Genomic DNA, 25,562 nt, shown 5'->3' on the forward strand with positions numbered 1-25,562 from the left:
GCCCGGTTACATTCCGAACCCGGAAGCTAAGCCTTTCAGCGCCGATGGTACTGCAGGGGGGACCCTGTGGGAGAGTAGGACACCGCCGAACAATTCTTCAGGACCCCTGGTCCCAGCGTTCATGCTGGGACCAGGGGTCCTTTTGTTTTTCCTTGATTTTTCTCCACTGCGCGGCGGAGTGCCGGCTGCGCGAGAATGACTGCAGTACCCGAAGACAGGAGTCACGACCATGCCCACCAACTCTCCCGACGACCGTCCGGAGCGCGAGCCGCGTCGCAGGGACGGTGGTGGTGGCGACCGGGGCGGCTTCCGTGGGCCGCGCCGTGACGACCGTGGCGGCGACAACCGGGGCGGGGGCGGCTTCCGCCGCGATGACCGCCGCGACGATCGGGGTGGCGACCGTCCCCCGTTCCGTCGTGACGACCGTGGTGGCGACAATCGCGGTGGTGACAACCGCGGTGGCGGTTTCCGTCGCGACGATCGCGGTGGCGACCGTCCCCCGTTCCGTCGTGACGACCGTGGTGGCGACAGCCGTGGCGGTGACAACCGCGGTGGTGGTTTCCGTCGCGACGATCGCGGTGGCGAGCGTCCCTCGTTCCGTCGGGACGACCGGCCTTCGTACCAGCGTGACGACCGCCGTGATGATCGGCGCGACGACCGCCGTGACGATCGCCGTGACGACAATCGCGGTGGTGGCTTCCGGCGGGACGACAACCGTGGCGGTGGTTTCCGTCGCGATGACCGTGGTGGTGACAACCGTGGCGGTGGCTTCCGTCGTGACGACCGGGGTGGCGAGCGTCCCTCGTTCCGGCGCGATGAGCGGCCTTCGTACCAGCGTGACGACCGCCGTGATGACCGGCGCGACGACAACCGTGGCGGTGGTTTCCGTCGCGATGACCGCGGTGGTGACAACCGTGGCGGCGGTTTCCGTCGTGACGACCGGGGTGGCGAGCGTCCCCCGTTCCGTCGTGACGACCGCGGTGGCGACAGCCGTGGCGGTGACAACCGCGGTGGTGGTTTCCGTCGCGACGATCGCGGTGGCGAGCGTCCCTCGTTCCGTCGGGACGACCGGCCTTCGTACCAGCGTGACGACCGGCGCGACGACAATCGTGGCGGTGGTTTCCGTCGTGACGACCGGGGTGGCGAGCGTCCCTCGTTCCGGCGCGATGAGCGGCCTTCGTACCAGCGTGATGATCGACGCGACGACCGCCGTGACGACAACCGCGGTGGTGGTTTCCGGCGGGACGACCGCGGTGGGGACAGCCGTGGTGGGTTCCGGCGGGACGACAACCGGGGCGGTGGCGGTGGGTTCCGCCGGGACGACAGCCGTGGTGGCGGGTTCCGTGGGCGGGACGACCGGGGCGGCGACAGCCGTGGCGGGTACGGGCGTCGCGACGACCGGGGCGGCCGTGACCGGGACCGTGGTGACCGCGCGCCGATCAAGCGCCTGCCGATCCCGCCGGAGGTCACCGGCGAGGAGATCGACCCGGACGTGCGCCAGGAGCTGATGAGCCTGCCCAAGGGGCTCGCCGAGGACGTCTCGCGCAACCTCGTCATGGTCGCCCAGCTGATCGACGAGGACCCGGAGAAGGCGTACGGGTACTCCAGGGTCGCCCTGCGGCTCGCGTCCCGTGTCGCCGCCGTCCGCGAGGCCGCCGGGTTCGCCGCGTACGCCACGCAGAAGTACTCCGAGGCGCTGGCCGAGTTCCGGGCCGCGCGGCGGATGAGCGGCGGTGTCGAGCTGTGGCCCGTCATGGCCGACTGCGAGCGCGGCCTCGGCCGGCCCGAGCGGGCGCTCGCGATGGCCGGTGAGCCCGAGGTGCAGAAGCTGGACAAGGCCGGGCAGGTCGAGATGCGGCTCGTGGCCGCCGGCGCCCGCCGGGACCTGGGGCAGCTCGACGCGGCCATCGTGACGCTGCAGAGCCCCGAGCTCGCCTCCGGCGCCGTTCACCCGTGGACCGCGCGCCTGCGGTACGCGTACGCCGACGCGCTCCTCGCCGCCGGCCGTGAGCAGGAGGCCCGGGAGTGGTTCGGCAAGGCCCTCGAAGCCGACAAGGACGGCGCCACGGACGCCTCCGACCGGCTCGCCGAGCTGGACGGTGTCGAGTTCGTCGACGCGTTCGACGACTCGGAGGACTCGGAGGACGAGGACTTCGCCGGGGAGACGGACGGTGTCGTCGAGGACGACGGCCGGGACGACGACCGGGACGGCGACAAGGGCTGATCCGGATCGGTATCGGTGAGTGAAGAAGGGCGGCGCCTCCGGGTGCCGCCCTTCTTCGTTCTCGTGCTCGCTCCGGTGGTGCCGTTCAGTCCAGCGCGAGGCTTCTCAGGACCAGGCCGGTCGCCGGCTTCGGGCCGAAGGAGGTCGACTTGCGGGGCATCGTGACGCCCTGGCGCGCCAGGTCCCGGACGACCTCCTCGCGAACCGGGTGCATGAGGACCGCCGTACCGCCGCGGCGTTCCGCCTGGGCGACCGCCGCCTCGGTGTCGTGGATGTAGGCGATGTCCTCGGGAGCGTCCGGGACGTGCCAGACGTGCTCCAGGAGGGCGGAGTGCAGGACGGTCGCGTCCAGGGTCCGCCAGGCCTCGGGGCGGTCCGTGCGGATCGTGCGGTCGAGGAGGGCCGGGTCCGGGCGGTCCAGGAGGTGGAAGGCGCCGTCGCCCGCGAGGAGGAAGGCGTTGCCCTCGGCCGTGGCCGCCGCGAGGGCCGCCAGCGCCTCCGGGAGGGGTCCGTCGACGCGGCGCACCCGGAAGGAGCCCTCGACGGCCGCGAGGGCGTCGGCGACCGGGAGGCGGTTGAGCAGGCGGTGGATGGCGCGGACCCGCAGGGGATAGCGGGCGGTGTCGACCAGGAGGACCAGGCCGTAGTTCCAGGCGCCCGGCTCGGCGTGCTCCTCGCGCAGGCGCAGGTACGTCGCCCAGCGGTGGTGGCCGTCGGCGATGAGGGCCTGGTGGCGGCCGAGGTCCGCGGCGACGGCGGCCTGTTCGGCCGGGTCGGTCACCGCCCACAGGCGGTGGCAGAAGCCGTCCTCGGTGGTGGTGGAGAGGAGCGGTTCGCGTTCCGCCGTCCGCTCGATCACCGCGTTCGCGTCTCCGCGGCCCTCTCCGGCGGAGTCGTCCTCCCCGGCCGGGGCGCCCTCGCCGACGTAGGTGAGGAGCAGGGGTTCGAGGTTGGCCGCGGTCGTCCGCATCAGGGCGGCGCGATCCTCGACCACGTGCGGCATCACGTCCTCGTGGGGGAGGACGACGCCGGCCTCGGGGGCGGAGAGCTCCAGGGCCCCGATGATCCCGCGCTGGAGGATCCCGTCGCCCCGCTGCTCGTACACGTAGAGCGCGGGCACCGGGTCGGGGGCGAGGACGCCGTCCGCGAGCCAGCGGTCGAGGGTGACGGCGGCCTTGCGGTGGCGGGTGCCGGCGGTGATCGCCTGCGGGAGGATCAGCCGGACGATGTTGTGCGGGTCCGCCGACTCCAGGTGGAGCAGCCCGTCAGGTCGTACGACGACGTCGTAGGGAGGGGACGTCACGGCGGCGAGGCTGCCGACCCGCTCGGGGACGTACCGGAGCCCCCGGAACGGGGCCAGGCGCAGTCCGGCGCCGTCGTCGCGGACGTCTTCGGCCGCGTGACCTGAGGTGTTCATCTCGACATCGTATGTGGGCCGGGGCATGAGCGATGATCGGGGGAGCGGGGCGATCACATCCGGTGAGGCGAGGAGCGAGCGTGACGGTGCAGGGCGGTCGGGAACGGCGGGGCGGCGGCAGGACAAGGCCGGAGGGCAGCGCGGAGCCGCTGAGCGGGGCGTACGACACGGCGCTGCTCGATCTGGACGGGGTGGTGTACGCGGGCGGGCTCGCTGTTCCGTACGCCGTCGAGTCGCTGGGGGCGGCCCGGGACGGCGGGATGCGCCTCGCGTACGTCACCAACAACGCGCTGCGGACGCCGGAGGCGGTCGCGGAGCACCTCACGGACCTCGGGGTGCCGGCGGAGGCCGGGGACGTGGTCACCTCTGCGCAGGCCGTCGCCCGGCTGATCGCGGACGAGGTGCCGGCCGGGTCCCGGGTGCTGCTCATCGGCGGCGAGGGCCTCGCGGTGGCGCTGCGTGAGCGGGGGCTCGTGCCGGTGGACTCGGCGGACGACGACCCGGTGGCGGTCGTGCAGGGTTACGGCGGGCCGGAGCTGCCGTGGAAGCGGTTCGCGGAGGCGGCCTACGCGGTAGGGCGGGGCGTGCCGTGGTACGCCTCCAACACGGATCTGACGATCCCCGGCGCGCGCGGCATCGGGCCCGGGAACGGGGCGGCCGTGGAGGTCGTGCGGATCGCCACCGGCGGGCGCTTCGAGCCGAAGGCGGCCGGGAAGCCGCTGCCGCCGATGCACCGGGAGACGGTGCTGCGGACCGGGGCGGAGCGGCCGCTCGTCGTCGGGGACCGGCTCGACACGGACATCGAGGGGGCGTTCAACGGCGGGGTGGACTCGCTGCTCGTCCTGACCGGGGTGACGGACGTGGCGCAGCTCCTCGCGGCCGTGCCCGAGCACCGGCCGACGTACGTGGCGGCCGATCTGCGGGGGCTGCTCACGGGCCAGCCCGAGGTGGTCGCGGACGGAGACGGCGGGTTCGTGTGCGGGGCGTGGCGGGCCTCGGCGGGCGGGAGCGCGCTGGCGGTCGAGCCGGTGGCGTCCGGGGAGGCGGACCCCATGGACGGGGTACGGGCCCTGTGCGGGGCGGCGTGGTCGGCGGCGGGGGACGGGGCGGGCGCCCTGGACGCGGAGAAGGCGATCGCGCGGTTGGGGTTGTAGCCCTGTAGCCCTGTGGCTGTGGCTGTGGCTGTGGCTGGGGCGGGCGGTCGTCGGGTGGTCGCGGAAGTTGGGTAGGCTAACCTAACTCCGCTTGGGTCGTGGTCGTCAGCATCCGCCACGGTCACGGACGAGGACACACAGGAGTCACGGGTATGGACGGTCGGCAGAAGCAGCGCCTGAGCGCGGAAGCGGTCACTCTGGCGTACGAGCAGCGGGTCATCGCCCGTGATCTGTCCGTCGAGATACCCGACAACTCCTTCACCGTCATCGTCGGGCCGAACGCCTGCGGCAAGTCCACCCTGCTGCGCGCCCTCTCCCGGATGCTGAAGCCCGCCGAGGGGCGCGTCCTGCTCGACGGGCAGTCGATCCACTCCCTGCCCGCCAAGAAGGTCGCCAAGACCCTCGGGCTGCTGCCCCAGACCTCCCTGGCCCCCGACGGCATCACCGTCTCCGACCTCGTCGCCCGCGGCCGCTACCCGCACCAGGGCCTGCTGCGCCAGTGGTCCCCCGAGGACGAGCGGATCACCCGGGAGTCGATGGAGGCGACCGGCGTCGCCGAGCTGGCCGACCGGTACGTGGACGAGCTCTCCGGCGGCCAGCGCCAGCGCGTCTGGATCGCCATGGCGCTCGCCCAGCAGACCCCGCTGCTCCTGCTCGACGAGCCGACGACGTACCTCGACATCCAGCACCAGATCGACGTGCTCGACCTCTGCGCCGAGCTGCACGAGACGCAGGGGCGCACGCTCGTCGCCGTCCTGCACGACCTCAACCACGCGGCCCGGTACGCGACCCACCTCATCGCCGTCCGCGGCGGCGAGGTGGTCGCCGAGGGGCCGCCGTCCGAGGTCGTGACCGCCGAGCTGGTCGAGCGGGTCTTCGGGCTCCGCTGCCAGGTCATCGAGGACCCGGAGACGGGGACGCCGCTGGTCGTGCCCGCCGGGCGGAAGGTGCGCGCCACCGCCGCCGCGACGGCGGGGCCCGCGCTGTCGAAGTGACGCCGGGGCGGAAGCGGCGCTACAGGAGCGAGCGCAGCCGCAGCAGGTCGCGGAAGCCGGCCTCCAGTCTGACCCGGCCCGAGGCCCAGGCCTTCGCGAAGTTCAGCCGCCCGTCCACCATCGCCACCAGGTCGTCCCCGGTCATCGCGAGCCGGATCTGCGCCTTGGCCGGCGGCGGGCCCTGCACGGTGGAGTCCACCCGGATCCGGCCGTCCGCGAGGCGGCCGGTGAAGGTGGTGTCCAGGTCGGTGACGTGGCAGCTCAGGGTGCGGTCGAGCGCGGCCGCGCCGCGCACGTCGCCGTCCGCCCGTGCGAGGCCGTCGGAAAGTCTGTCCAGTGCGCCGCGGCACTCGGTGATCGTCGCCATCGACGTCGACGGTACCCCAGGGGTTCGCGGTAGCGTCGTGGCATGAGCGACGCGATGCCGGAACCGGTGGGGGAACCGCCGGCGGACGACCAGGTCGACGGCCGGATCGACGAAGGGTCCGGGGAGACCAGCGGGACCGGGGAGACCGGCAGGACCGGGGAGATCAGCGGGACCGGTGAGACCGGCAGGACCGGGGAGCCCGGTGACGCGATCGGCGAGCCCGCCGCCCCCGCGCCCCTCGGCGTCGCCCGGGAGCTCACCGGCCACTCCGTCGTCGACGCCCGCCTCGCGCGTCTCGCCGAGGTCGACGCCCTCCCGGCGGACGGGCACCTGGAGGTGTACGAGGATGTACACCGTGGGCTGCGCGACGAGCTGACCTCGCTCGACGCGGCCCCCGCCCCCCGTCCGTACGACAACAGGAGCTGAACAGAACGTGGCAGGAGTGGCACGCCGCCGTCTCGACGCCGAGCTGGTCCGGCGCAAGCTCGCGCGCTCGCGGGAGCACGCCGGGCAGCTGATCGCCGCGGGCCGGGTGACCGTCGGCAAGACCGTCGCCACCAAGTCCGCCACCCAGGTCGAGACCGCCGCGGCCATCGTCGTCGCCCAGGACGGCTCCGACCCCGACTACGTCTCGCGCGGCGGCCACAAGCTCGCCGGGGCCTTCGAGGCCTTCGTCCCGCGGGGGCTCGTGGTCGAGGGGCGGCGCGCCCTGGACGCCGGGGCCTCCACCGGCGGCTTCACGGACGTCCTGCTGCGCGCGGGCGCGGCCCACGTCGTCGCCGTCGACGTCGGCTACGGGCAGCTCGCCTGGTCGCTGCAGAGCGACGAGCGGGTCACCGTGAAGGACCGCACGAACGTACGCGAGTTGACATTGGACGCCATCGACGGCGTGCCCGTCGACCTTGTCGTCGGGGACCTGTCCTTCATCCCGCTCGGCCTCGTCCTGCCCGCCCTGGCGGCCTGCACGGCGCCCGGCGCCGACCTGGTCCTCATGGTCAAACCGCAGTTCGAGGTGGGCAAGGAGCGGCTCGGCTCGGGCGGAGTCGTCCGTTCCGCCGAACTCCGCGCCGACGCCGTGAAGAACGTGGCCCGGCGGGCCGGCGAACTCGGGCTCGGCGTCCTCGGCGTCACCGCCAGCCCCCTGCCCGGACCCTCCGGCAACGTCGAGTACTTTCTGTGGCTGCGGGCAGGGGCGCCCGCGCTGGATCCGGCGGACGTCGACCGCGCCGTGGCGGAGGGACCTCGTTGAGCTCAACGGAAGCACCACCAGAGACCGCACCACGCACCGTCTTCCTGCTCGCGCACACGGGCCGGCCGGCCGCAGTGCGCAGCGCCGAACTGGTCGTCCTGGGGCTGCTGCGCGCCGGCCTCGGCGTCCGCGTCCTGGAGGCCGAGGCGGCGGACCTGCCGCTGCCGTCCTCCGTGGAGAAGGTCCCGGAGGCCTGCTCGGAGGCGATCGACGACTGCGAACTCCTCGTCGTCCTCGGCGGTGACGGCACCCTGCTGCGCGGCGCCGAGTTCTCCCGGGCCTCCGGGGTGCCGATGCTCGGCGTCAACCTGGGGCGGGTCGGCTTCCTCGCGGAGGCCGAGCGCGACGACCTCGACAAGGTCGTGGAGCGGGTCGTCACCCGGGCGTACGAGGTCGAGGAGCGGATGACCCTTGACGTCACCGTGCACCAGAACGGCGACGTCCTGCACCAGGACTGGGCGCTCAACGAGGCGGCCGTGCAGAAGGTGTCCCCGGAGCGGATGCTGGAGGTCGTGCTCGCGATCGACGGGCGCCCGGTGACCGGCTTCGGCTGCGACGGGGTGATCTGCGCGACACCCACGGGCTCCACCGCGTACGCCTTCTCGGCGGGCGGGCCGGTCATCTGGCCCGAGGTCGAGGCGCTGCTCATGGTCCCGATCGGGGCCCACGCGCTCTTCGCCAAGCCGCTGGTGACCACCCCCGAGTCGGTGCTCGCGGTCGAGGTCGAGCCGCACACCCCGCACGGGGTGCTGTGGTGCGACGGGCGGCGGACGGTGGAGCTCCCGGCGGGCGCGCGGGTCGAGGTCCGGCGGGGCGCCGTCCCGGTCCGGCTCGCCCGGCTGCACCACGCCTCCTTCACGGACCGGCTCGTCGCCAAGTTCGCCCTCCCGGTGTCGGGCTGGCGGGGCGCCCCGCGCTGACCGGCCCGCCGCCCGCCGCCGCGGGCCGGAACGATCGGCGCGCCGGAGGGTTACGGCCGGGGCGATGTCGCATCGGACCAGGGAAACCTCGTATGGTCTGGGGCGTGCTGGAGGAGATGCGGATACGGTCGCTCGGGGTCATCGACGACGCTGTGGTCGAGTTGTCGCCCGGCTTCACCGCGGTGACCGGTGAGACCGGTGCGGGCAAGACCATGGTCGTGACCAGTCTGGGGCTGCTGCTCGGCGGCCGGGCCGACGCGGCGCTCGTACGGATCGGCGCGGCCTCGGCCGTGGTCGAGGGGCGGATCAGCGTGCCCCCGGGCGCGCCCGCCGCCGTGCGCGCCGAGGAGGCCGGGGCCGAGCTGGACGAGGGGGTGCTGCTCGTCAGCCGTACCGTCTCGGCCGAGGGGCGCTCGCGGGCCCACCTCGGCGGGCGCTCCGTGCCCGTCGGGCTGCTCGCCGAGCTCGCCGACGAACTCGTCGCCGTCCACGGCCAGACCGACCAGCAGGGCCTGCTCAAGCCCGCCCGGCAGCGCGGCGCGCTCGACCGGTACGCGGGCGAGGCCGTCTCGGTGCCGCTCGCCGCCTACGGCGAGGCGTACCGGCGGCTGCGGGCCGTCGCCGCCGAGCTGGACGAGATCACCACCCGGGCCAGGGAACGCGCCCAGGAGGCCGACCTGCTGCGCTTCGGCCTCGACGAGGTCGAGGCCGTCGCCCCGCTGCCCGGCGAGGACGCCGAACTGGCCGCCGAGGCCGAGCGGCTCGGGCACGCCGAGGCCCTCGCCTCCGCCGCCGCGCTCGCGCACTCCGCGCTCGCGGGCTCGCCCGAGGACCCCGAGTCCGTCGACGCGACCACGCTCGTCGCGGGCGCGAGCCGGGCCCTGGAGGCCGTGCGGTCGCACGACCCGGCGCTCGCCGCGCTCGCGGACCGGATGGGGGAGATCTCCATCCTGCTCGCCGACGTGGCCACCGAGCTGGCCGGGTACGCCGACGACCTGGACGCCGACCCGCTGCGGCTCGCCGCCGTCGAGGAGCGGCGCGCGGCCCTCACCCAGCTCGTCCGCAAGTACGGGGACGGGGAGGGCGTCGGCGCGGTCCTGGCCTGGGCCGAGGAGAGCGCGGCCCGGCTCGGCGAGCTGGACAACGACGACGACCGCGTCGAGGAGCTGACCGCCGAGCGGGACCGGCTGCGCGACGAGCTGTCGGCGCTCGCGCAGCGGCTCACCGACGCGCGGACGGAGGCGGCGGACCGGTTCGCGGCAGCCGTCACCGCCGAACTGGCCTCGCTCGCCATGCCGCACGCGCGCGTGTCCTTCTCCCTCGCGCAGACCGAGGACCCCGAGGGGGTCGAGGTCGGCGGCCGGCGGGTCGCGTACGGACCGTCCGGGGCCGACGAGGTCGAGCTGCTGCTCGCCCCGCACCCCGGCGCCCCGCCGCGGCCGATCGCCAAGGGCGCGTCCGGCGGCGAGCTGTCCCGGGTGATGCTGGCCGTCGAGGTCGTCTTCGCCGGGGTCGACCCGGTGCCCACGTACCTCTTCGACGAGGTCGACGCGGGCGTCGGCGGCAAGGCGGCCGTCGAGATCGGCCGCCGCCTCGCCAAGCTCGCCAGGACCGCGCAGGTCGTCGTCGTCACCCACCTCCCGCAGGTCGCGGCCTTCGCCGACCGCCAGCTCCTCGTCGAGAAGACCAACGACGGCTCGGTGACCCGCTCCGGCGTCACCGTCCTGGAGGGCGAGGAGCGGGTCCGCGAGCTGTCCCGGATGCTCGCCGGCCAGGAGGACTCCGAGACGGCCCGGGCCCACGCGGAGGAACTCCTCGCGACGGCGCGGGCGGACGGGTGAGGCGCCTCGCCGCGTTCGGCCTGGCCGGTGCGGTGACGCGGGGGGTGTACGAGGGGCTGCGGAGGCTCCCGCGCGACGCGCGGTGGACGCGGACGAACCACGCGGGGCGGGACGTCGGCCTGTGGGCCGGGCCCGCCGTCGTCCTCGGGACGGCGGCCGGGAGCGGCGGCGGGCCCGTCGCCCTCGCCGTGCTCGCGGCCGGGGCGTGCGGGGCGTACGACGACGTGAAGGGGGATCACCGGCGCGGTTTCCGGGCGCACTCGGCGGCGCTGCGGGACGGCGAGGTGACCAGCGGGGCCGTCAAGCTCCTCGGGATCGGGGCCGCCTCGCTCGTGGCCGGGGCGCTGCTGAAGGAGCGGCCCGTGGACAAGGTCCTCGCCGGGGTCGTCGTCGCGGGCAGCGCCCATCTGGTGAACCTCGTGGACGTGCGGCCGGGGCGGGCCGGTCTGGCGGTGCTCGCGCTCGCCGCCCCCGGGCTGCTCCGCGGCGCGCCCGCCGCCGCCCCGATGGGAGCCGTCGCCGCGGTCCTCGCGGACGACCTCGGCGAGCGGACCATGCTCGGCGACACGGGCGCGCACGCGCTCGGGGCCGCCGTCGGCGGGGCGATCGCGGCCGGGAACGGGCGGCTCGGGCTCGCCGCGCACGCGGTCGGACTCGTCGCGGCCGCCGTCTGGGGGGAGCGCGCGGCCTCCTCACGCGCTCACCCGTGTGGGTGAACCCATGAGGTGGGCGGGGGCGTCGGGCGCCCTCCGCGCAAGGGAACGACTCCATTTCGGTGCCGGAACGTGCGTACGGTCCGGGGCCCGGACTGGCATCCTTGGGCGCGTGACACAGCTCCGTACGGTCCAAGTGCTGGGCGGCGGCAGCGCGGGCGGCAGCGCTCACGTCCGATCACTCGCCGCGGGGCTCGTGGCGAGGGGCGTGCGGGTGACCGTGTGCGCCCCTCCCGAACTCGACCGCGCCCACGACTACCTCGGCGCCGGCGCGCGCTTCGTGCCCCTGCCGCGCCTCGGCGACCACGCCGCCGTCACCGCCCTGCGCAACACCTGCGTCGGCGCGGACGTCGTCCACGCGCACGGCCTCCAGGCCTCCGTGCGGGCCGCGCTCGCGCTGTCCGGCGGGGCGCCGGTCCCGCTGGTGACGACCTGGCACACCCGCAGCCACGCGGAGGGCGCGCGGGGCGGGGTGCTCCGGCTCCTCGAACGGCGGACCGCACGGGCCGCGAGCGTCGTCCTCGCCACCTCCTCCGAACTGGTCGACCGGGCCCGGCGGCGCGGCGCCCGCGACGCCCGGCTCGCCCCCGTCACCGTGCCCGCCGCGCACGGGCCGGTCTGCCTCCACGACGGCAAGGCGCGTGCCGAACTCGGCGCCGTCGACCGCCCGCTGCTCATGGCCGTCGGGGCGCTCGAACGCGGCCGGGGGTACCGGACCCTGCTCGACGCGGCCCGGCGGTGGCGGAACCTCGACCCGCAGCCGCTCCTCGTGATCGCCGGCGAGGGGCGCGAACGGGCCTTCCTCCAGCGGCGGATCACCGACGAGGACCTGCCGGTCCGGCTGATCGGGAGCCGCGAGGACGTCGCCGAGCTGCTCGCGGCGGCGGACGTCGCCGTCCTCCCGTCCCGCTGGGAGGCCCGCTCCCCGCTCGCCCAGGCGGCGCTGCGGCTCGGCGTGCCGCTCGTCGCGACGGCGGTCGGCGGGGTGCCGGAACTCGTCGGCGATGCCGCCGAACTGGTGCCGTACGGGGACTCCGCGGCCCTCGCGGCGGCGGTGCGGGGCCTCCTGGAGGACGCCGACCGGCGGATGGACCTGGCGGCGGCGGGCCGGGTCCAGGCGGGCACGTGGCCGACCGAGGACGACACGGTGGCGCACGTGCTCAGCGTGTACGACGAGTTGGCGGGGCGCTGACGGATCCCGGTGCCGGGCGTGGACGGCGGACGGGCCGGGCGCCGACGGACCCCGTCCCGGGCGTTACGAGGTGTGGCGGCGGGCCCTGAGGGCCAGGGAGAGGGCCAGGACCGTCTGGGGGTCGTCCAGGTCCGTGCCCAGGAGCTCCGAGATGCGGGCGAGCCGGTTGTAGAGGGTCTGCCGGTTGAGGTGCAGCTCGCGGGCCGTCTCCGCCTTGCGGCCCGCGTGGGCCAGATACGTCTCCAGGGTGGGCAGCAGCGGCGGCCGGGAGGTCCGGTCGTGCTCCTGGAGGGGGCCGATCGCGCGGTCCACGAAGGCCCCGAGCACCGTGTCCCCGTGGAAGTGCAGCCGCCACAGCAGCAGGTCGATGTCGAGGCGCCGCGCGTCGTACCAGGGCAGGTCCGACAGGCCCTGCGCCGCCGTCGCCGTCTCCGCCGCGTGCCGCAGGCCCGCCGAGGCCGCCGCCCAGCCGCCCGCCACGCCCACCACGATCACCGGCGGGTGCGTGCCCGCGCGCTCCAGGCCGGCCCGCTCCACGCCCGCGCGCAGGGCCGCCGCGACCCGGTCCGCGACCGCCGTGCGCTCGGTCTCCGAACGCAGGCCGAGCAGGAGCGGCACCCGGCCCTCGACCGGGCGGACGCCGAGCAGCACGGGGACGCCGACCGAGGACAGCTCCTCCAGGACCGCCCGGGCGAGCAGCGCCCAGTTCCCCGAGGGGGACAGCTCCGGGGCGAGCCGCATCACCACCGGCAGGAGCGGGCCGTCGCCCGGCTTGAAGCCGAGCACCCGGGCCTGCGCCGGGGCGTCCTCGGCCGTGATCCTGCCCTCCGCCAGGTCCGTCAGGAAGTCGCCCCGGCCGCGCGCGGCCAGCTCCTCCTCCTGCCGCGCCTGCATGAGGACGACCGCGAGGAGCCCGGCCGCCCGCTCGGCCGCCATCCGGTGGACGGGGGAGAGGGCGCCGGAGACCGACAGGAGCACCAGACGGGCCCGCACCGAGCCCGTGCCGGGGCCGCCGCCGGGGACGTCGACCAGGACCGTGCCGGTGGGCGGGCCCGACTCGCGGGCCGCCCGGCCGCCGCGCAGCCCGTCCCACACCTGGAGCGGGTCGGCGGGCGCGGACTCGGTGCCCGCCGCGTACAGGAGCTGTCCGTCGGGGGTCTCCAGGAAGACCGGGTTGGCGGCGAAGTCGGAGAGGATCCGCAGCACCTGCGGGACCCCGCCGCCGCCGAGCAGGGCCTCCGTGCACTGCCGGTGGACCTCCTCGGCCCGCCGCTGGAGGGCGTAGTGGCCGTTGACGATCTCGGTGTGGATCTCCTCCGTCACCGTCACGAACGGCACCTCGCGGTGCAGCTGCACCAGCGGCAGGCCCGCCGTCCGCGCGGCCTCCACGATCGTCGCCGGGAGGCGGGCGAAGCGCGGCCCCAGCTCCACCACGAGCGCCGCGATGCCCCGGTCGGCGAGCCGCCGCACGAAGGTCCGCTGCTCGGCCGGCCGGGTCCCGAGCCCGAGGCCCGTGGTGAGGAGCAGTTCGCCGCCCTTGAGCAGCGACGCGATGTTCGGCACCTCGCCCGCGTGCACCCAGCGCACCGTCCGGTGCAGCCGGTCCGCGCCGGCGACGACCTCCGGGAGCCCGCCGCGCAGGCCGGGGAGTTCGAGGGCCCGCTGCACGGTGATACCGCCCTGGTTGTCCATGGGCCCGGACGCTACCCGCGTCCGACTTCCGGCGACATCACCCCACGGTCACGGCGCCGGACACTTCGTACACCGGCCCGACAACTCGTCGCCCCCGGAGGGGGATTGCGCGATCATGTGTCGAGTGTGTCCTGCGTCACCCGCCGAGGGGGCCGGAACGGGCGGGCGGTCCTCAGGCCGCCGGGGCGATGTTGTGGTTGAAGCGGAACACGTTCTCGGGGTCGTACGCCGCCTTCACCCCGGCCAGCCGCCGGGCGTTCTCCGCGCCGAGGCCCGCCTCCACCCGGTCCGCGCCCTCGGCGCCGATGAAGTTCAGGTACACGGCGCCGACCGCCCACGGCCGCATGTCGGCCCGGACGTCCCGCACCCAGCGGATCACCCGCTCGTCGTCGGCCGGGTCCTCCCACACCCCGAAGGGGTGCACGCCCCACGGAGCCGTGCGCCACGGCAGCGGGTAGCCGGAGGGCCCGGCCGCCACCCGCCCGCCCATCGGGAAGACCAGGTGCTGGGTCCCGGTCGGCACCGGCATGTCCTCCTCCCGCGCGCAGAAGCGGTCCACGGCCTCGTCGGGGAAGGCGTCCAGGTACTCGGCCGACCAGTAGTTCCGCTGTCCCGGCGGGTCGTCCAGCATGCACTGGAAGTCGGCGTACGGGATCTCCGTCACCACCGTCGCCGCCGGGCCGAGCGCGAGCAGCGGCGCCATCACCTCCCGCAGCTCCGCCTCCGGCCCGGCGTACGTCGTCAGCACGACGTAGACCGGCGTGCCCACCAGCTCCGGCGGGACGAAGTCCTCCGGCGGGGCCGTCAGGCAGAGCACCGCGCCGCCCGCCGCGTCGGGGGCCGGGGCGTCGAACACGTCCCGGTACGCGCGGACCGCCCCGGGCCCCGCATCCGGCGTGAACATCAGCAGCGCGAAGCAGAACTCCGGCAGCTCGTGCACCCGCAGCGTCAGCGAGGTCACCACCCCGAAGTTCCCGCCGCCGCCGTGCAGCGCCCAGAACAGCTCCGGGTTCTCCCCGGCGTCGGCGTGCACGTGCCGGCCCTCGGCCGTGACCAGCTCGGCGGAGAGCAGGCTGTCGCAGGCGAGGCCGAACCTCCGCTCCAGCCAGCCCGAACCGCCGCCGAGCGCGAACCCGCCGACCCCGGTCGTGGACGCCCGCCCGCCGGTCACCGCCAGGTGGAACGGCTGACAGGCGCGGTCCAGGTGCGACATCGTCGCCCCGCCCCCGACCCGTACCGTCATGTGCTCGGGGTCCGCGACCACCGCGTGCATCCGGCGCAGGTCCACCACCAGGCCGCCGTCGTTGAGCGCCGTGCCGGCGACGGAGTGGCCGCCGCCGCGCACCGCGATCGGCAGGCCGGCCTCCCGGCCGAAGAGCACCGCGTTGGAGACGTCCTCGGGGGTCGCGCACTGGGCGACGACGGCCGGGCGCCGGTCGATCATGCCGTTGAAGACGGTCCTCGCCCCGTCGTAGCCGGGGTCGTCCGGCACGAAGACCTCACCCGCCAGGTCCTCGCGGAGACCGGCCAGGGCGCTGTCGGGGACGAGCGTTCGGGGAGCCATGGGGTGCCCCCCTTCCTTGCGGGGGACAGGACCCTTTCATCGTAGGTCCGGCCCCCGGCCCGTGCTCCCCGGCTTCCGCGCGTCCCGGCGCCCGGTCGCTCCCGCGCTCCCTCAGCCGCCGTAGGCGCCGCTCGCCGTCAGGCGCAGCGCCGTGTCGATCAGCGGGACGTGGCTGAAGGCCTGCGGGAAGTTGCCCACCTGGCGCTGGAGCCTCGGGTCCCATTCCTCGGCGAGCAGGCCCAGGTCGTTGCGGAGCGCGAGCAGCTTCTCGAAGAGGGTGCGGGCCTCGTCGACCCGGCCGATCATCGCCAGGTCGTCGGCCAGCCAGAAGGAGCACGCCAGGAACGCGCCCTCGTCGCCCTCCAGGCCGTCGACGCCGGCCTCCTCGCCGGCCGTGGGGTAGCGGAGCACGAAGCCGTCCTCCGTGGACAGCTCCCGCTGGATCGCCTCGATCGTGCCGATGACCCGCTTGTCGTCCGGCGGCAGGAACCCCATCTGCGGGATCAGCAGCAGCGAGGCGTCCAGCTCCTTGGAGCCGTACGACTGCGTGAAGGTGTTCCGCTCCTTGTCGTAGCCCTTCTCGCACACGTCCCGGTGGATCTCGTCGCGCAGCTCGCGCCAGCGCTCCAGCGGGCCGTCGGCGTCCCCGGACTCGATGAGCTTGATCGTGCGGTCCACGGCGACCCAGGCCATCACCTTGGAGTGCACGAAGTGCCGGCGCGGGCCGCGGACCTCCCAGATGCCCTCGTCGGGCTGGTCCCAGTTCTTCTCCAGGTACTCGATCAGCTTGAGCTGGAGCAGGGAGGCGTAGTCGTTGCGGGACAGGCCCGTCATGTGCGCCAGGTGCAGGGCCTCGGTGACCTCGCCGTACACGTCCAGCTGGAGCTGGTTGGCGGCGCCGTTGCCGACCCGGACCGGGGTGGAGCCCTCGTACCCCGGCAGCCAGTCGAGCTCGGCCTCGCCCAGCTCGCGCTCGCCCGCGATGCCGTACATGATCTGGAGGTTCTCCGGGTCGCCCGCGACGGCGCGGAGCAGCCAGTCCCGCCAGGCGCGGGCCTCCTCGCGGTAGCCGGTGCGCAGCATCGAGGAGAGGGTGATCGCCGCGTCCCGCAGCCAGGTGTAGCGGTAGTCCCAGTTCCGCACGCCGCCGATCTCCTCGGGCAGCGAGGTGGTCGGCGCGGCGACGATCCCGCCGGTCGGCGCGTACGTCAGCGCCTTCAGGGTGATCAGGGAGCGGACCACGGCCTCCCGGTAGGGGCCGTGGTACGTGCAGTGGTCGACCCACTCGCGCCAGAAGTCGGCGGTCGCCTCCAGGGCCCCCTCGGGGTCCGGCAGCGCCGGCTGCTCCTTGTGGGAGGGCTGCCAGGAGATCGTGAGGGCGACCCGCTCCCCGGGGCCGACGGTGAAATCGGAGTACGTGGTGAGGTCCTCGCCGTGGGTCTCGGCCTCGGTGTCCACCCACACCGAGTCGGGCCCGGCGACGGCGACCGTGCGGTCGCCGACCTTGTGCACCCAGGGCACGATCCGGCCGTAGCTGAACCGCATCCGCAGCGCGGACCGCATCGGGACCCGGCCGGAGACGCCCTCGACGATCCGGATCAGCTGCGGCGCCCCGTCGCGCGGGGGCATGAAGTCGATCACCCGGACCGTGCCGCGCGGGGTGTCCCACTCGGACTCCAGGACGAGGGAGTCCCCCCGGTAGCGGCGCCGGTCGGCCGGGGCCGGGTCGGCGTCCTCCGGACCGGCGGGGGCCACCCGCCAGAATCCGTGTTCCTCTGTGCCGAGGAGTCCCGCGAAGATCGCGTGCGAGTCGAAGCGGGGCAGGCAGAGCCAGTCCACGCTGCCGTCCCGGCAGACCAGGGCAGCGGTCTGCATGTCTCCGATGAGTGCGTAATCCTCGATGCGCCCGGCCACGTGCTTCACTCCAGTCGAACGGCCATGTCCGCCCCTCGGGGCGCTTGCTCCAGATGCCCGGCCGCATATGCCGGCCGGGGTCCGAGTGTGTCAGCCATCAGGGGGTCTGCGACAAGCCTCGGTCCGGGATGGGTCCCCGGGCGTTCGGCCCCGGGGGGACAGGCGGTGGCGTCGTCGGCCGGCCGGCTCGGCGGGCCATGTCCGAGCAGGATACGTCGCGCCCCACGCCACCCGTTGATCACACCAGTAACGTCGTTGCTCCAATCGGGTGAACGCCCCCTTTCCCCGTCCCGTTCCCCATCCCGACCGGCCGGACCCCGGTCGCGTCGCCGTCCGTGAACGCCCGGCTGCCGCGTGTGGCCGGAAGCGGTCTCCCCGGGTCGCTGATACCCTGGTACCCCGTGGACCGGTGGGAAACGGCGACAGCCGAGGACCCCGAAACCGCAGCGACGGCACCCCCCGATTCTTCCGGAGGGGACGCCGGTACGCACCTCCAGAACGCGACCACGGGAGCCCCCTCTTGGCGATGCCGCCCAACACCACGACGACCAAGCACATCTTCGTCACCGGGGGTGTCGCCTCCTCCCTCGGCAAGGGCCTGACCGCCTCCAGCCTGGGTGCGCTCCTCAAGGCGCGGGGCCTGCGGGTCACGATGCAGAAGCTCGACCCGTACCTCAACGTCGACCCCGGCACGATGAACCCGTTCCAGCACGGCGAGGTGTTCGTCACCAACGACGGCGCCGAGACCGACCTGGACATCGGCCACTACGAGCGCTTCCTCGACGTCGACCTCGACGGCTCGGCCAACGTCACCACCGGCCAGGTCTACTCGCAGGTCATCGCCAAGGAGCGGCGCGGCGAGTACCTGGGCGACACCGTGCAGGTCATCCCGCACATCACCAACGAGATCAAGTCCCGGATCCGCCGCATGGCGACCGACGACGTCGACGTGGTCATCACCGAGGTCGGCGGCACCGTCGGCGACATCGAGTCCCTGCCGTTCCTGGAGACCGTCCGCCAGGTCCGCCACGAGGTCGGCCGCGACAACGTCTTCGTCGTGCACATCTCGCTGCTGCCCTACATCGGCCCCTCCGGCGAGCTGAAGACCAAGCCGACCCAGCACTCGGTCGCCGCCCTGCGCAACATCGGCATCCAGCCCGACGCGATCGTGCTGCGCGCCGACCGCGACGTCCCCACCGCCATCAAGCGCAAGATCTCGCTGATGTGCGACGTCGACGAGGCCGCCGTGGTCGCCGCCATCGACGCCAAGTCGATCTACGACATCCCGAAGGTGCTGCACACCGAGGGCCTGGACGCCTACGTCGTCCGCAAGCTCGACCTGCCCTTCCGCGACGTGGACTGGACCGTCTGGGAGGATCTCCTCGACCGCGTCCACAACCCGGACCACGAGGTCACCGTGGCGCTCGTCGGCAAGTACATCGACCTGCCCGACGCCTACCTGTCGGTCACCGAGGCCATGCGGGCCGGCGGCTTCGCCAACAAGGCCCGGGTCAAGGTCAAGTGGGTCACCTCCGACGACTGCAAGACCCCGGCCGACGCCGAGAAGCAGCTCGGCGACGTCGACGCGATCCTCGTCCCCGGCGGCTTCGGCGACCGCGGCGTGAGCGGCAAGGTCGGCGCGATCCGGTACGCCCGCGAGCACAAGGTCCCGCTGCTCGGCATCTGCCTGGGCCTCCAGTGCATCGTCATCGAGGCCGCCCGGAACCTGGCCGACATCCCCGAGGCCAACTCCACCGAGTTCGACCCGGCCACCGCGCACCCCGTCGTCTCCACGATGGAGGAGCAGCTCGCGTACGTCGAGGGCGCCGGCGACCTGGGCGGAACGATGCGCCTGGGCCTCTACCCGGCGAAGCTCGCCGAGGGATCGATCGTCCGCGAGGTCTACGGCGACGAGCCGTACGTCGAGGAGCGCCACCGCCACCGCTACGAGGTGAACAACGCCTACCGCGCGGAGCTGGAGAAGAAGGCCGGCCTGGTCTTCTCCGGCACCTCCCCGGACAACAAGCTCGTCGAGTACGTCGAGTACCCGCGCGAGATCCACCCCTACCTGGTCGCCACCCAGGCGCACCCGGAGCTCCGCTCCCGCCCGACCCGCCCGCACCCGCTCTTCGCCGGTCTGGTGAAGGCCGCGGTGGAGCGCAAGACGGGCAAGTAGGGCGCAGGCGTTAACGTTGCCGGGGTGCGGGCCCGTTCGGGTCCCGCACCCCGGTTTTCGTGTGTCCGTGTGGTGCGCGTAGCGCGTGTTCGTCTACGGGAGGACGGCTGATGGAGTTGCAGGACACCCCGCAGGAGTGGCGGATCGCCGCGACGGCGACCCCCTTCCAGGGCAAGAAGACGGGCGTCCGCACGGACGACGTGGTCATGCCGGACGGAACGGTCGCGCGCCGCGACTACCAGGTCCACCCCGGCTCGGTGGCCGTCCTGGCCCTGGACGCGGAGGACCGGGTGCTGCTGGTCAAGCAGTACCGGCACCCGGTGCGGCACAAGCTCTGGGAGATCCCGGCCGGGCTGCTCGACGTGCCCGGCGAGAACCCGCTGCACGCCGTCCGGCGCGAGCTGTACGAGGAGGCGCACGTCAAGGCGGAGGACTGGCGGGTCCTGACCGACTTCTACACCTCCCCGGGCGGCAGCGACGAGGCCGTGCGGATCTTCCTCGCGCGGGACCTCGCGGAGGCGGAGGGCGAGCGCTTCGAGGTGGCCGACGAGGAGGCCGACATGGAGGTGGCGCGGGTGCCGCTCGCGGACCTCGTCCGGGGCGTCCTCGCGGGCGACCTGCACAACAACTGCCTGGTGACCGGCGTCCTGGCGCTGGCCGCCGCCCGCGCCGGCGACGGCCTCGACGCCCTCCGCCCGGCGGAGGCGCCCTGGCCGGCCCGCCCGTTCGAGGCGTAGGCCCGACGCCTCCCCCCAGGGGGAGGCGGTCCGGTCGGAAGATCTGTTGATCCGATCGGGGGATGTGTCCGCCCTGCTCCGCCGGGTACGTGCCGTGCGCTGAACTACGCTCGGAAAAGCCCGCGCGAAGCCCCTCCCGCGGGATCGGCTCGTGCGCAGGTGGACGGGAGCGTGGCCCGTGACGGATCAGGCGGTGGCGGCAACCGGCAGCCGGCGGTTCTTCGGCCGCCAGCGCGAGTTGAAGGCCCTGCGCGCCGACATCGAACGGACCGGCCTCGACACCCTCACCGGCCGCAAGGCGCCCCGCGCCCGGGTCCTGCTCGTCGCCGGGAGACCCGGCTCGGGACGCACCGCCCTCGCCGAGGAGCTGGCCGCCGGGATCGCCGACCGGTACCCCGACGGGATCTTCCGCGTCCGGCTGACCGAGCCCGACGGCGAGCCCGTCCCCACCGGCCGGGCCGCCCAGGAACTCCTGGCCGCCCTCGGGGTCGCCGGGCCGCCCGGCGCCGCCGAGGACGAGCTGACCGAACTGGTCCGCGGCGCCTTCGCCGGGCGCCGGGCCGTCCTGGTCCTCGACGACGCCGTCGACGCGGCGCAGGCGGACCCGCTGATCCCCGACGAGCCCCGCACCCTGGTGATCGGGGTCGCCGGAGGGCCGCTCACCGGCATCCCCGACGTACGGCCCTGCACCCTCGGCGGCCTCGACCCCAAGTCGGCCATCGAACTGCTCACCTCCTTCACCGGCTCCGTCCGCGTCACCGTCGACCCGCAGGCCGCCGAGACCCTGGTCGAGGAGTGCGGCGGGCTGCCCGCCGCGGTCGTCCTCGCCGGCGGCTGGCTCTCCACCCACCCCGAGTCCTCCGTCGCCGACCTCGCCAAGCGGCTGCGCGGACTCGGCGGCGACCCCCTCACCCGGGCCTTCCTGCTCGCCCACGAGGCGCTGCCCGCCACCGCCTCCCGGATACTGCGGTTCCTGGTCCTCGCCCCGCTCGGCCGGGCCGACGCCCACACCGCCTCCGCCCTGGCCGGCTGCTCGGTCTCGGCGGCCGCCACCACGCTCGCCGACTTCGAGGCCCTGGGGCTCGTCTCGGCCGGCGAGGACGGGCAGTACGAGGTGCGCGCCCATCTCGTCCCCCTCCTCCGCGCGCAGCTGGAGGAGCGCGACCGGCCCGCCGAGGTGCAGCTCGCCCGGGCCCGGATGCTGGAGCGGACCGTGCGGCTCCTCCAGTCCTGCCGCGCGGTCACCGAGCCCGAGGGCTCGCCCGCCCGCAGGAAGCTGGCCGGGCTGCCGCGCGCCCTGCGCTTCCCGAACGCCGCCGCCGGGGCCGCCTGGCTGGACTCCCGGCTGCCCGTCCTGCTGGCCTCCGCCCGTCTCGCCGTCGCCGACGGGGAGCTCGACACCCTGGCCCGCCGCCTGATCGCCTCCCTGGTCCGGGCGCTCACCGCGCACCGGGGCGCCGAGACCGCCGCCCCCGAGCTGTACGGGCTGCACCGCCTCGTCCTGGACGTGGCCGAGCGGCGCGGACTGCACCGCGAGCGGGCCGCGGCCCTGCTCAACCTGGCCGACCTCGACGCCCGCACCGGCAGGACGAAGGAGGCTCTGCTGCGATATCGGTCGGCTTTGGAGGCCGGACGCGCAGCAAATGACCCGTACGCGACCGGTCGGGCGATGGAATCCGTAGGTGGCTCCTATCAGGAGCTGGGGGACTGGCAGCGGGCCGGCGACTGGTACGGACGGGCGCTCGCCCAGCGCCTCGCCCGCGACGAGCGCGCCGACCAGGCCCGGCTGTACGGCCGCCTCGGCGCCGTGCAGACCTACGCGGGGCGGTACGGGGAGGCGCTGCGGAACTGGCGGGCCGCCGCAGCCGGCTACCGCAGGCTCTCCGATCTCCCGGGCTACGCAAGGGCGTTGAGCGAGGCGGCCCGGGTCCAGGAGTACGCCGGACGGCCCGAGGAGTCCCTGCGGACCTGCGAGGAGGCCGTGGAGTGGGCCCGCCGGGCCGAGGACACCCGGCTCCAGGCGGCGCTCCGGCTGCGCCTCGCCGACACCCTCGACCGGCTCGGCGACCCGGCGGCGGCCCGGCTGCACCGGGCCGGAGCGGAGAGACTGCTGGAAACGGAACCATCCACCTGCGAAATCCGCAGTGGGTCCGTCGAAGATTAGTACTTTGAAAGGCTAGACAGCGGGAACTCCTTCATTAGACTGGGTCCGCCGCGTTCGAACGTGGTCTGCCCCGGTGCGCCTCCATGCATCCGGGTATGTATCGCAGTGCGCCACTTATCCCTCCCTGATTCAAGGACCGTGATCGACGATGAAGGTCGGCATCCCCCGCGAGGTCAAGAACAACGAGTTCCGCGTGGCCATCACCCCCGCCGGTGTCCACGAGCTCGTCCGCCACGGCCACCAGGTCTTCGTCGAGCAGAACGCCGGTGTCGGCTCCTCGATCACGGACGCGGAGTACGTCGCCGCGGGCGCCGGGATCCTCCCCACCGCCGACGAGGTCTGGGCCGTCGCGGACCTGCTGCTCAAGGTCAAGGAGCCCATCGCGGAGGAGTACCACCGCCTCCGCAAGGACCAGACCCTCTTCACCTACCTGCACCTCGCCGCCTCCCGCGAGTGCACCGACGCGCTGCTCGCCTCCGGCACCACCGCCATCGCGTACGAGACCGTCGAGACCGCCAACCGCGCGCTCCCGCTGCTCGCCCCGATGTCCGAGGTCGCGGGCCGCCTGGCCCCGCAGGTCGGCGCCTACCACCTGATGCGCTCGGCCGGCGGCCGCGGCGTCCTGCCCGGCGGCGTCCCCGGCACCCACGCCGGCAGGGCGGTCGTCATCGGCGGCGGCGTCTCCGGCTGGAACGCCACCCAGATCGCCGTCGGCATGGGCTTCCACGTGACCCTGCTCGACAAGGACATCAACAAGCTCCGCGAGGCCGACAAGGTCTTCGGCACCAAGGTGCAGACGATCGTCTCCAACGCCTACGAGCTGGAGAAGGCCGTCGTCGAGGCCGACCTCGTCATCGGCGCCGTCCTCATCCCGGGCGCCAAGGCCCCGAAGCTGGTCACCAACGAGCTCGTCGCCAAGATGAAGCCCGGAAGTGTCCTTGTCGACATCGCGATCGACCAGGGCGGCTGCTTCGAGGACTCGCACCCGACCACCCACGCCGAGCCGACCTTCCGGGTCCACGACTCGGTCTTCTACTGCGTCGCCAACATGCCCGGCGCGGTCCCGAACACCTCCACCTATGCCCTCACCAACGCCACGCTGCCCTACATCGTGTCGCTGGCGAACAACGGCTGGGCCGAGGCCCTGCGCCGCGACGCCGCCCTCGCCCTGGGCCTCAACACCCATGACGGCAAGGTGGTTTACAAGGAGGTCGCCGAGGCGCACGGCCTCCCGCACACCGAGCTGCTCGGCCTCCTGGGCTGACCTCCGCGGCGCCGCCGTCAACGCGCGCCGTCAATACCACGCACCCGGCCGGACCTTGTTCGACAAGGTCCGGCCGGCTGTGTCTCCGGCCACGCCGAAACGTTCGGGCAACTCGCGGCGAACGTAACTCTTTAACCGTTTCGCACACCCCGGAAACGTGCGGATGCGTGGCCGCGCGCCCTTGACAGAGACGTGTTCGGTTGCCGACACATCGGGCCGGGTCCGGCGGATTGTGTTGCTGCGGACCGGTGACACGCCATAGAGTCGCCAACCGTCGGCATGGTGCCACGCTGACCTATCGATAAATGTTCCCGGTCACACTCAAGGAGGTAAGACGACTTGTGAATGAGTCGACATTTACTCCCGGGAGTGGTGCGCCGGGAGCTCCGATCGGCTCCGTCGCGGTGCGGACCTTCGCGACGCACCAGCCCGTGACGACAGCCCACACGATGAAGACGATGGACGGCCTACACGTGAACGCCACGGCCGGCAACGAGATGGGCCGAGAGTCCACCCACTTCGCCGCCTACGACGAGGTGCCCGAGGGGCACTTCTACGACCCCGACGCCGAGTACGAGCCCGATCCGGAGTACGCGGCCACCCTCGCGCCCGACGCTGCCCGCCAGCGCCGCGAGCGGGTCGGCCCGACCGGACGGCCCCTGCCGTACTTCCCGATCCCGGGCCCGCTGACCGACCACGGACCCGCGAAGATCATCGCGATGTGCAACCAGAAGGGCGGCGTCGGCAAGACCACGTCGACCATCAACCTGGGCGCCGCGCTCGCCGAGTACGGACGGCGGGTCCTGCTCGTCGACTTCGACCCGCAGGGAGCCCTGTCGGTCGGCCTCGGCGTGAACCCGATGGAGCTCGACCTCACCGTCTACAACCTGCTCATGGAGCGGGGCATGTCGGCGGACGAGGTCCTCCTGAAGACCGCCGTGCCCAACATGGACCTGTTGCCGAGCAACATCGACCTCTCGGCCGCCGAAGTCCAGCTCGTCAGCGAGGTCGCGCGCGAGTCCACGCTCCAGCGCGCCCTGAAGCCGCTGATGAACGACTACGACTACATCGTGATCGACTGTCAGCCCTCGCTCGGCCTGCTGACCGTGAACGCCCTGACGGCCGCTCACAAGGTCATCGTGCCGCTGGAGTGCGAGTTCTTCGCCCTGCGCGGCGTCGCCCTGCTCACCGAGACCATCGAGAAGGTCCAGGAGCGGCTCAACCCCGAGCTGGAGCTCGACGGCATCCTCGCCACGATGTACGACTCCCGGACCGTGCACAGCCGCGAGGTGCTCGCGCGCGTCGTCGAGGCCTTCGACGACCACGTGTACCACACGGTCATCGGGCGGACCGTGCGCTTCCCGGAGACCACGGTCGCCGGCGAGCCCATCACCACGTACGCCTCCAACTCCGTGGGCGCCGCCGCCTACCGTCAGCTCGCCAGGGAGGTGCTCGCCCGGTGTCACGCCGAGTGAGTCTGCCCGGCGCCGACGAACTCTTCCGTACGACCGGGGGGACGGCGCTCCAGGCGTCCTCACCCCGCCGGGCCGTCCCGGCACCGGCGGGCGAGAGCGACCCGGCGGCGGCCGAGGGCTCCGCGGAGCACGCGGCCGCGGACTCCGAGGCCGCGGAACCGCGCGCCCGGACGTCCCCCGAGACCGAGAAGGCGGCTCCGGCCGCCTCCTCCGCCCAGGCCGCCGCGCCCCGGCGGCGCGGCGGCGGGCGCACCGCGAGCCGGCGGCCCAGCGGCCGCGAGCGCCACGACGAGAAGATCACGGTCTACGTCTCCGCCGAGGAGCTGATGGACCTGGAGCACGCCCGGCTCGTGCTGCGCGGCGAGCACGGCCTCGCCGTCGACCGGGGCCGGATCGTCCGGGAGGCCGTCGCGGTCGTCCTGGCGGACCTGGAGTCGCGCGGCGACGCGAGCATCCTCGTCCGCCGTCTGCGCGGCCGCTGACGATAGCCTGCGGGCTGCCCCG

At 73.9% G+C, this 25,562-nt stretch carries 20 protein-coding genes, 1 rRNA gene and 1 pseudogene; 17 read left to right on the plus strand and 5 right to left on the minus strand.

From position 1 onward, the window contains the following. From rrf to AB0398_RS23895, 3 genes and pseudogenes are all read left to right on the plus strand, one after another. A 5S ribosomal RNA gene (gene rrf, locus AB0398_RS23885) occupies positions 1–91 on the plus strand; the annotation flags it as partial. Between the two features lie 201 nt (positions 92–292). Next, positions 293–880: pseudogene (locus AB0398_RS23890) on the plus strand (RNA helicase); the annotation flags it as partial. Between the two features lie 567 nt (positions 881–1,447). After that, entirely contained in the window at positions 1,448–2,224 is a 777-nt protein-coding gene (locus AB0398_RS23895) for a hypothetical protein (protein WP_366377799.1), read from the plus strand. Positions 2,225–2,309: 85 nt separating this feature from the next. Here the strand turns inward: AB0398_RS23895 and AB0398_RS23900 are convergent, their stop codons facing one another. Further along, positions 2,310–3,641 carry a DUF1015 domain-containing protein gene (locus AB0398_RS23900; protein ID WP_366377649.1) on the minus strand — a complete coding sequence of 444 codons (1,332 nt, stop codon included), beginning with the start codon at positions 3,639–3,641 and terminating at the stop codon, positions 2,310–2,312. A gap of 80 nt (positions 3,642–3,721) precedes the next feature. On the opposite strand from AB0398_RS23900, the gene AB0398_RS23905 reads away from it, so the two are divergent. Together AB0398_RS23905 and AB0398_RS23910 are read left to right on the plus strand one after the other, a co-directional pair. Continuing rightward, complete coding sequence (locus tag AB0398_RS23905) at positions 3,722–4,795, plus strand: HAD hydrolase-like protein (protein WP_366377650.1); 1,074 nt, start codon at positions 3,722–3,724, stop codon at positions 4,793–4,795. Between the two features lie 152 nt (positions 4,796–4,947). Beyond that, positions 4,948–5,790 carry an ABC transporter ATP-binding protein gene (locus AB0398_RS23910; protein ID WP_366377651.1) on the plus strand — a complete coding sequence of 281 codons (843 nt, stop codon included), beginning with the start codon at positions 4,948–4,950 and terminating at the stop codon, positions 5,788–5,790. A 19-nt stretch (positions 5,791–5,809) separates the two neighbouring features. Here the strand turns inward: AB0398_RS23910 and AB0398_RS23915 are convergent, their stop codons facing one another. After that, complete coding sequence (locus AB0398_RS23915) at positions 5,810–6,157, minus strand: SCP2 sterol-binding domain-containing protein (RefSeq protein WP_366377652.1); 348 nt, start codon at positions 6,155–6,157, stop codon at positions 5,810–5,812. A gap of 42 nt (positions 6,158–6,199) precedes the next feature. Between AB0398_RS23915 and AB0398_RS23920 the strand changes: the two genes are divergently transcribed. The 6 genes from AB0398_RS23920 to AB0398_RS23945 all read left to right on the plus strand — a co-directional run bounded on the left by AB0398_RS23920 (position 6,200) and on the right by AB0398_RS23945 (position 12,072). Continuing rightward, entirely contained in the window at positions 6,200–6,583 is a 384-nt protein-coding gene (locus tag AB0398_RS23920; protein WP_366377653.1) for a hypothetical protein, read from the plus strand. Positions 6,584–6,590: 7 nt separating this feature from the next. After that, on the plus strand, positions 6,591–7,406 hold the full coding sequence (locus AB0398_RS23925) for a TlyA family RNA methyltransferase (RefSeq protein WP_366377654.1): 816 nt from the start codon (positions 6,591–6,593) through the stop codon (positions 7,404–7,406). Continuing rightward, positions 7,403–8,326 carry an NAD kinase gene (locus AB0398_RS23930; RefSeq protein ID WP_366377655.1) on the plus strand — a complete coding sequence of 308 codons (924 nt, stop codon included), beginning with the start codon at positions 7,403–7,405 and terminating at the stop codon, positions 8,324–8,326. Before AB0398_RS23925 ends, AB0398_RS23930 begins: the two co-directional genes overlap by 4 nt. A gap of 92 nt (positions 8,327–8,418) precedes the next feature. After that, positions 8,419–10,167, plus strand: a complete 1,749-nt coding sequence (gene recN / locus AB0398_RS23935) for a DNA repair protein RecN (protein WP_366377656.1) — start codon at positions 8,419–8,421, stop codon at positions 10,165–10,167. Continuing rightward, the gene (locus AB0398_RS23940) at positions 10,164–10,883 is read left to right on the plus strand and encodes a hypothetical protein (RefSeq protein WP_366377657.1); all 720 of its coding nucleotides are present in this window, start codon (positions 10,164–10,166) and stop codon (positions 10,881–10,883) included. The genes recN and AB0398_RS23940 overlap by 4 nt, the downstream gene beginning before the upstream one ends. A 109-nt stretch (positions 10,884–10,992) precedes the next feature. Next, positions 10,993–12,072 (plus strand): glycosyltransferase family 4 protein, encoded by a 1,080-nt coding sequence (locus AB0398_RS23945; protein WP_366377658.1) that lies wholly within the window; start codon positions 10,993–10,995, stop codon positions 12,070–12,072. Positions 12,073–12,135: 63 nt separating this feature from the next. Here AB0398_RS23945 and AB0398_RS23950 read toward each other — a convergent pair whose 3' ends face one another. The 3 genes from AB0398_RS23950 to AB0398_RS23960 form a co-directional block, all read right to left on the minus strand. Next, positions 12,136–13,764 (minus strand): PucR family transcriptional regulator, encoded by a 1,629-nt coding sequence (locus AB0398_RS23950; protein ID WP_366377659.1) that lies wholly within the window; start codon positions 13,762–13,764, stop codon positions 12,136–12,138. A gap of 172 nt (positions 13,765–13,936) precedes the next feature. Beyond that, positions 13,937–15,328 carry an FAD-binding oxidoreductase gene (locus AB0398_RS23955; RefSeq protein WP_366377660.1) on the minus strand — a complete coding sequence of 464 codons (1,392 nt, stop codon included), beginning with the start codon at positions 15,326–15,328 and terminating at the stop codon, positions 13,937–13,939. A 111-nt stretch (positions 15,329–15,439) separates the two neighbouring features. Continuing rightward, on the minus strand, positions 15,440–17,242 hold the full coding sequence (locus tag AB0398_RS23960; protein ID WP_366377661.1) for a glycoside hydrolase family 15 protein: 1,803 nt from the start codon (positions 17,240–17,242) through the stop codon (positions 15,440–15,442). Positions 17,243–17,768: 526 nt separating this feature from the next. On the opposite strand from AB0398_RS23960, the gene AB0398_RS23965 reads away from it, so the two are divergent. From AB0398_RS23965 to AB0398_RS23990, 6 genes are all read left to right on the plus strand, one after another. Further along, positions 17,769–19,418 (plus strand): CTP synthase, encoded by a 1,650-nt coding sequence (locus tag AB0398_RS23965; RefSeq protein ID WP_366377800.1) that lies wholly within the window; start codon positions 17,769–17,771, stop codon positions 19,416–19,418. A gap of 110 nt (positions 19,419–19,528) precedes the next feature. After that, positions 19,529–20,155, plus strand: coding sequence for an NUDIX hydrolase (locus AB0398_RS23970; protein WP_366377662.1), 627 nt, complete (start codon positions 19,529–19,531; stop codon positions 20,153–20,155). 178 nt (positions 20,156–20,333) lie between these two features. After that, a complete protein-coding gene (locus AB0398_RS23975; protein WP_366377663.1) occupies positions 20,334–22,319 on the plus strand; it encodes a tetratricopeptide repeat protein in 1,986 nt (661 codons plus the stop codon). A gap of 148 nt (positions 22,320–22,467) precedes the next feature. Continuing rightward, the gene (gene ald, locus AB0398_RS23980) at positions 22,468–23,583 is read left to right on the plus strand and encodes an alanine dehydrogenase (protein WP_366377664.1); all 1,116 of its coding nucleotides are present in this window, start codon (positions 22,468–22,470) and stop codon (positions 23,581–23,583) included. A gap of 449 nt (positions 23,584–24,032) precedes the next feature. After that, positions 24,033–25,058, plus strand: a complete 1,026-nt coding sequence (locus AB0398_RS23985) for a ParA family protein (protein WP_366377801.1) — start codon at positions 24,033–24,035, stop codon at positions 25,056–25,058. Continuing rightward, positions 25,043–25,540, plus strand: a complete 498-nt coding sequence (locus AB0398_RS23990) for a hypothetical protein (protein ID WP_366377665.1) — start codon at positions 25,043–25,045, stop codon at positions 25,538–25,540. Before AB0398_RS23985 ends, AB0398_RS23990 begins: the two co-directional genes overlap by 16 nt. Positions 25,541–25,562: the final 22 nt, after the last annotated feature.

Source organism: Streptomyces sp. NPDC086147 (assembly GCF_040702165.1).
GTDB lineage: Bacteria > Actinomycetota > Actinomycetes > Streptomycetales > Streptomycetaceae > Streptomyces.

Bases quoted from the DNA above. Each gene is read 5' to 3' on its own strand.
- AB0398_RS23900 (WP_366377649.1), bottom strand. From the start codon at position 3,641: ATGAACACCTCAGGTCACGCGGCCGAAGACGTCCGCGACGACGGCGCC.
- AB0398_RS23910 (WP_366377651.1), top strand. From the start codon at position 4,948: ATGGACGGTCGGCAGAAGCAGCGCCTGAGCGCGGAAGCGGTCACTCTG.
- AB0398_RS23915 (WP_366377652.1), bottom strand. From the start codon at position 6,157: ATGGCGACGATCACCGAGTGCCGCGGCGCACTGGACAGACTTTCCGAC.
- AB0398_RS23920 (WP_366377653.1), top strand. From the start codon at position 6,200: ATGAGCGACGCGATGCCGGAACCGGTGGGGGAACCGCCGGCGGACGAC.
- recN (WP_366377656.1), top strand. From the start codon at position 8,419: ATGGTCTGGGGCGTGCTGGAGGAGATGCGGATACGGTCGCTCGGGGTC.
- AB0398_RS23950 (WP_366377659.1), bottom strand. From the start codon at position 13,764: ATGGACAACCAGGGCGGTATCACCGTGCAGCGGGCCCTCGAACTCCCC.
- AB0398_RS23955 (WP_366377660.1), bottom strand. From the start codon at position 15,328: ATGGCTCCCCGAACGCTCGTCCCCGACAGCGCCCTGGCCGGTCTCCGC.
- AB0398_RS23965 (WP_366377800.1), top strand. From the start codon at position 17,769: ATGCCGCCCAACACCACGACGACCAAGCACATCTTCGTCACCGGGGGT.
- AB0398_RS23970 (WP_366377662.1), top strand. From the start codon at position 19,529: ATGGAGTTGCAGGACACCCCGCAGGAGTGGCGGATCGCCGCGACGGCG.
- ald (WP_366377664.1), top strand. From the start codon at position 22,468: ATGAAGGTCGGCATCCCCCGCGAGGTCAAGAACAACGAGTTCCGCGTG.
- AB0398_RS23985 (WP_366377801.1), top strand. From the start codon at position 24,033: ATGAAGACGATGGACGGCCTACACGTGAACGCCACGGCCGGCAACGAG.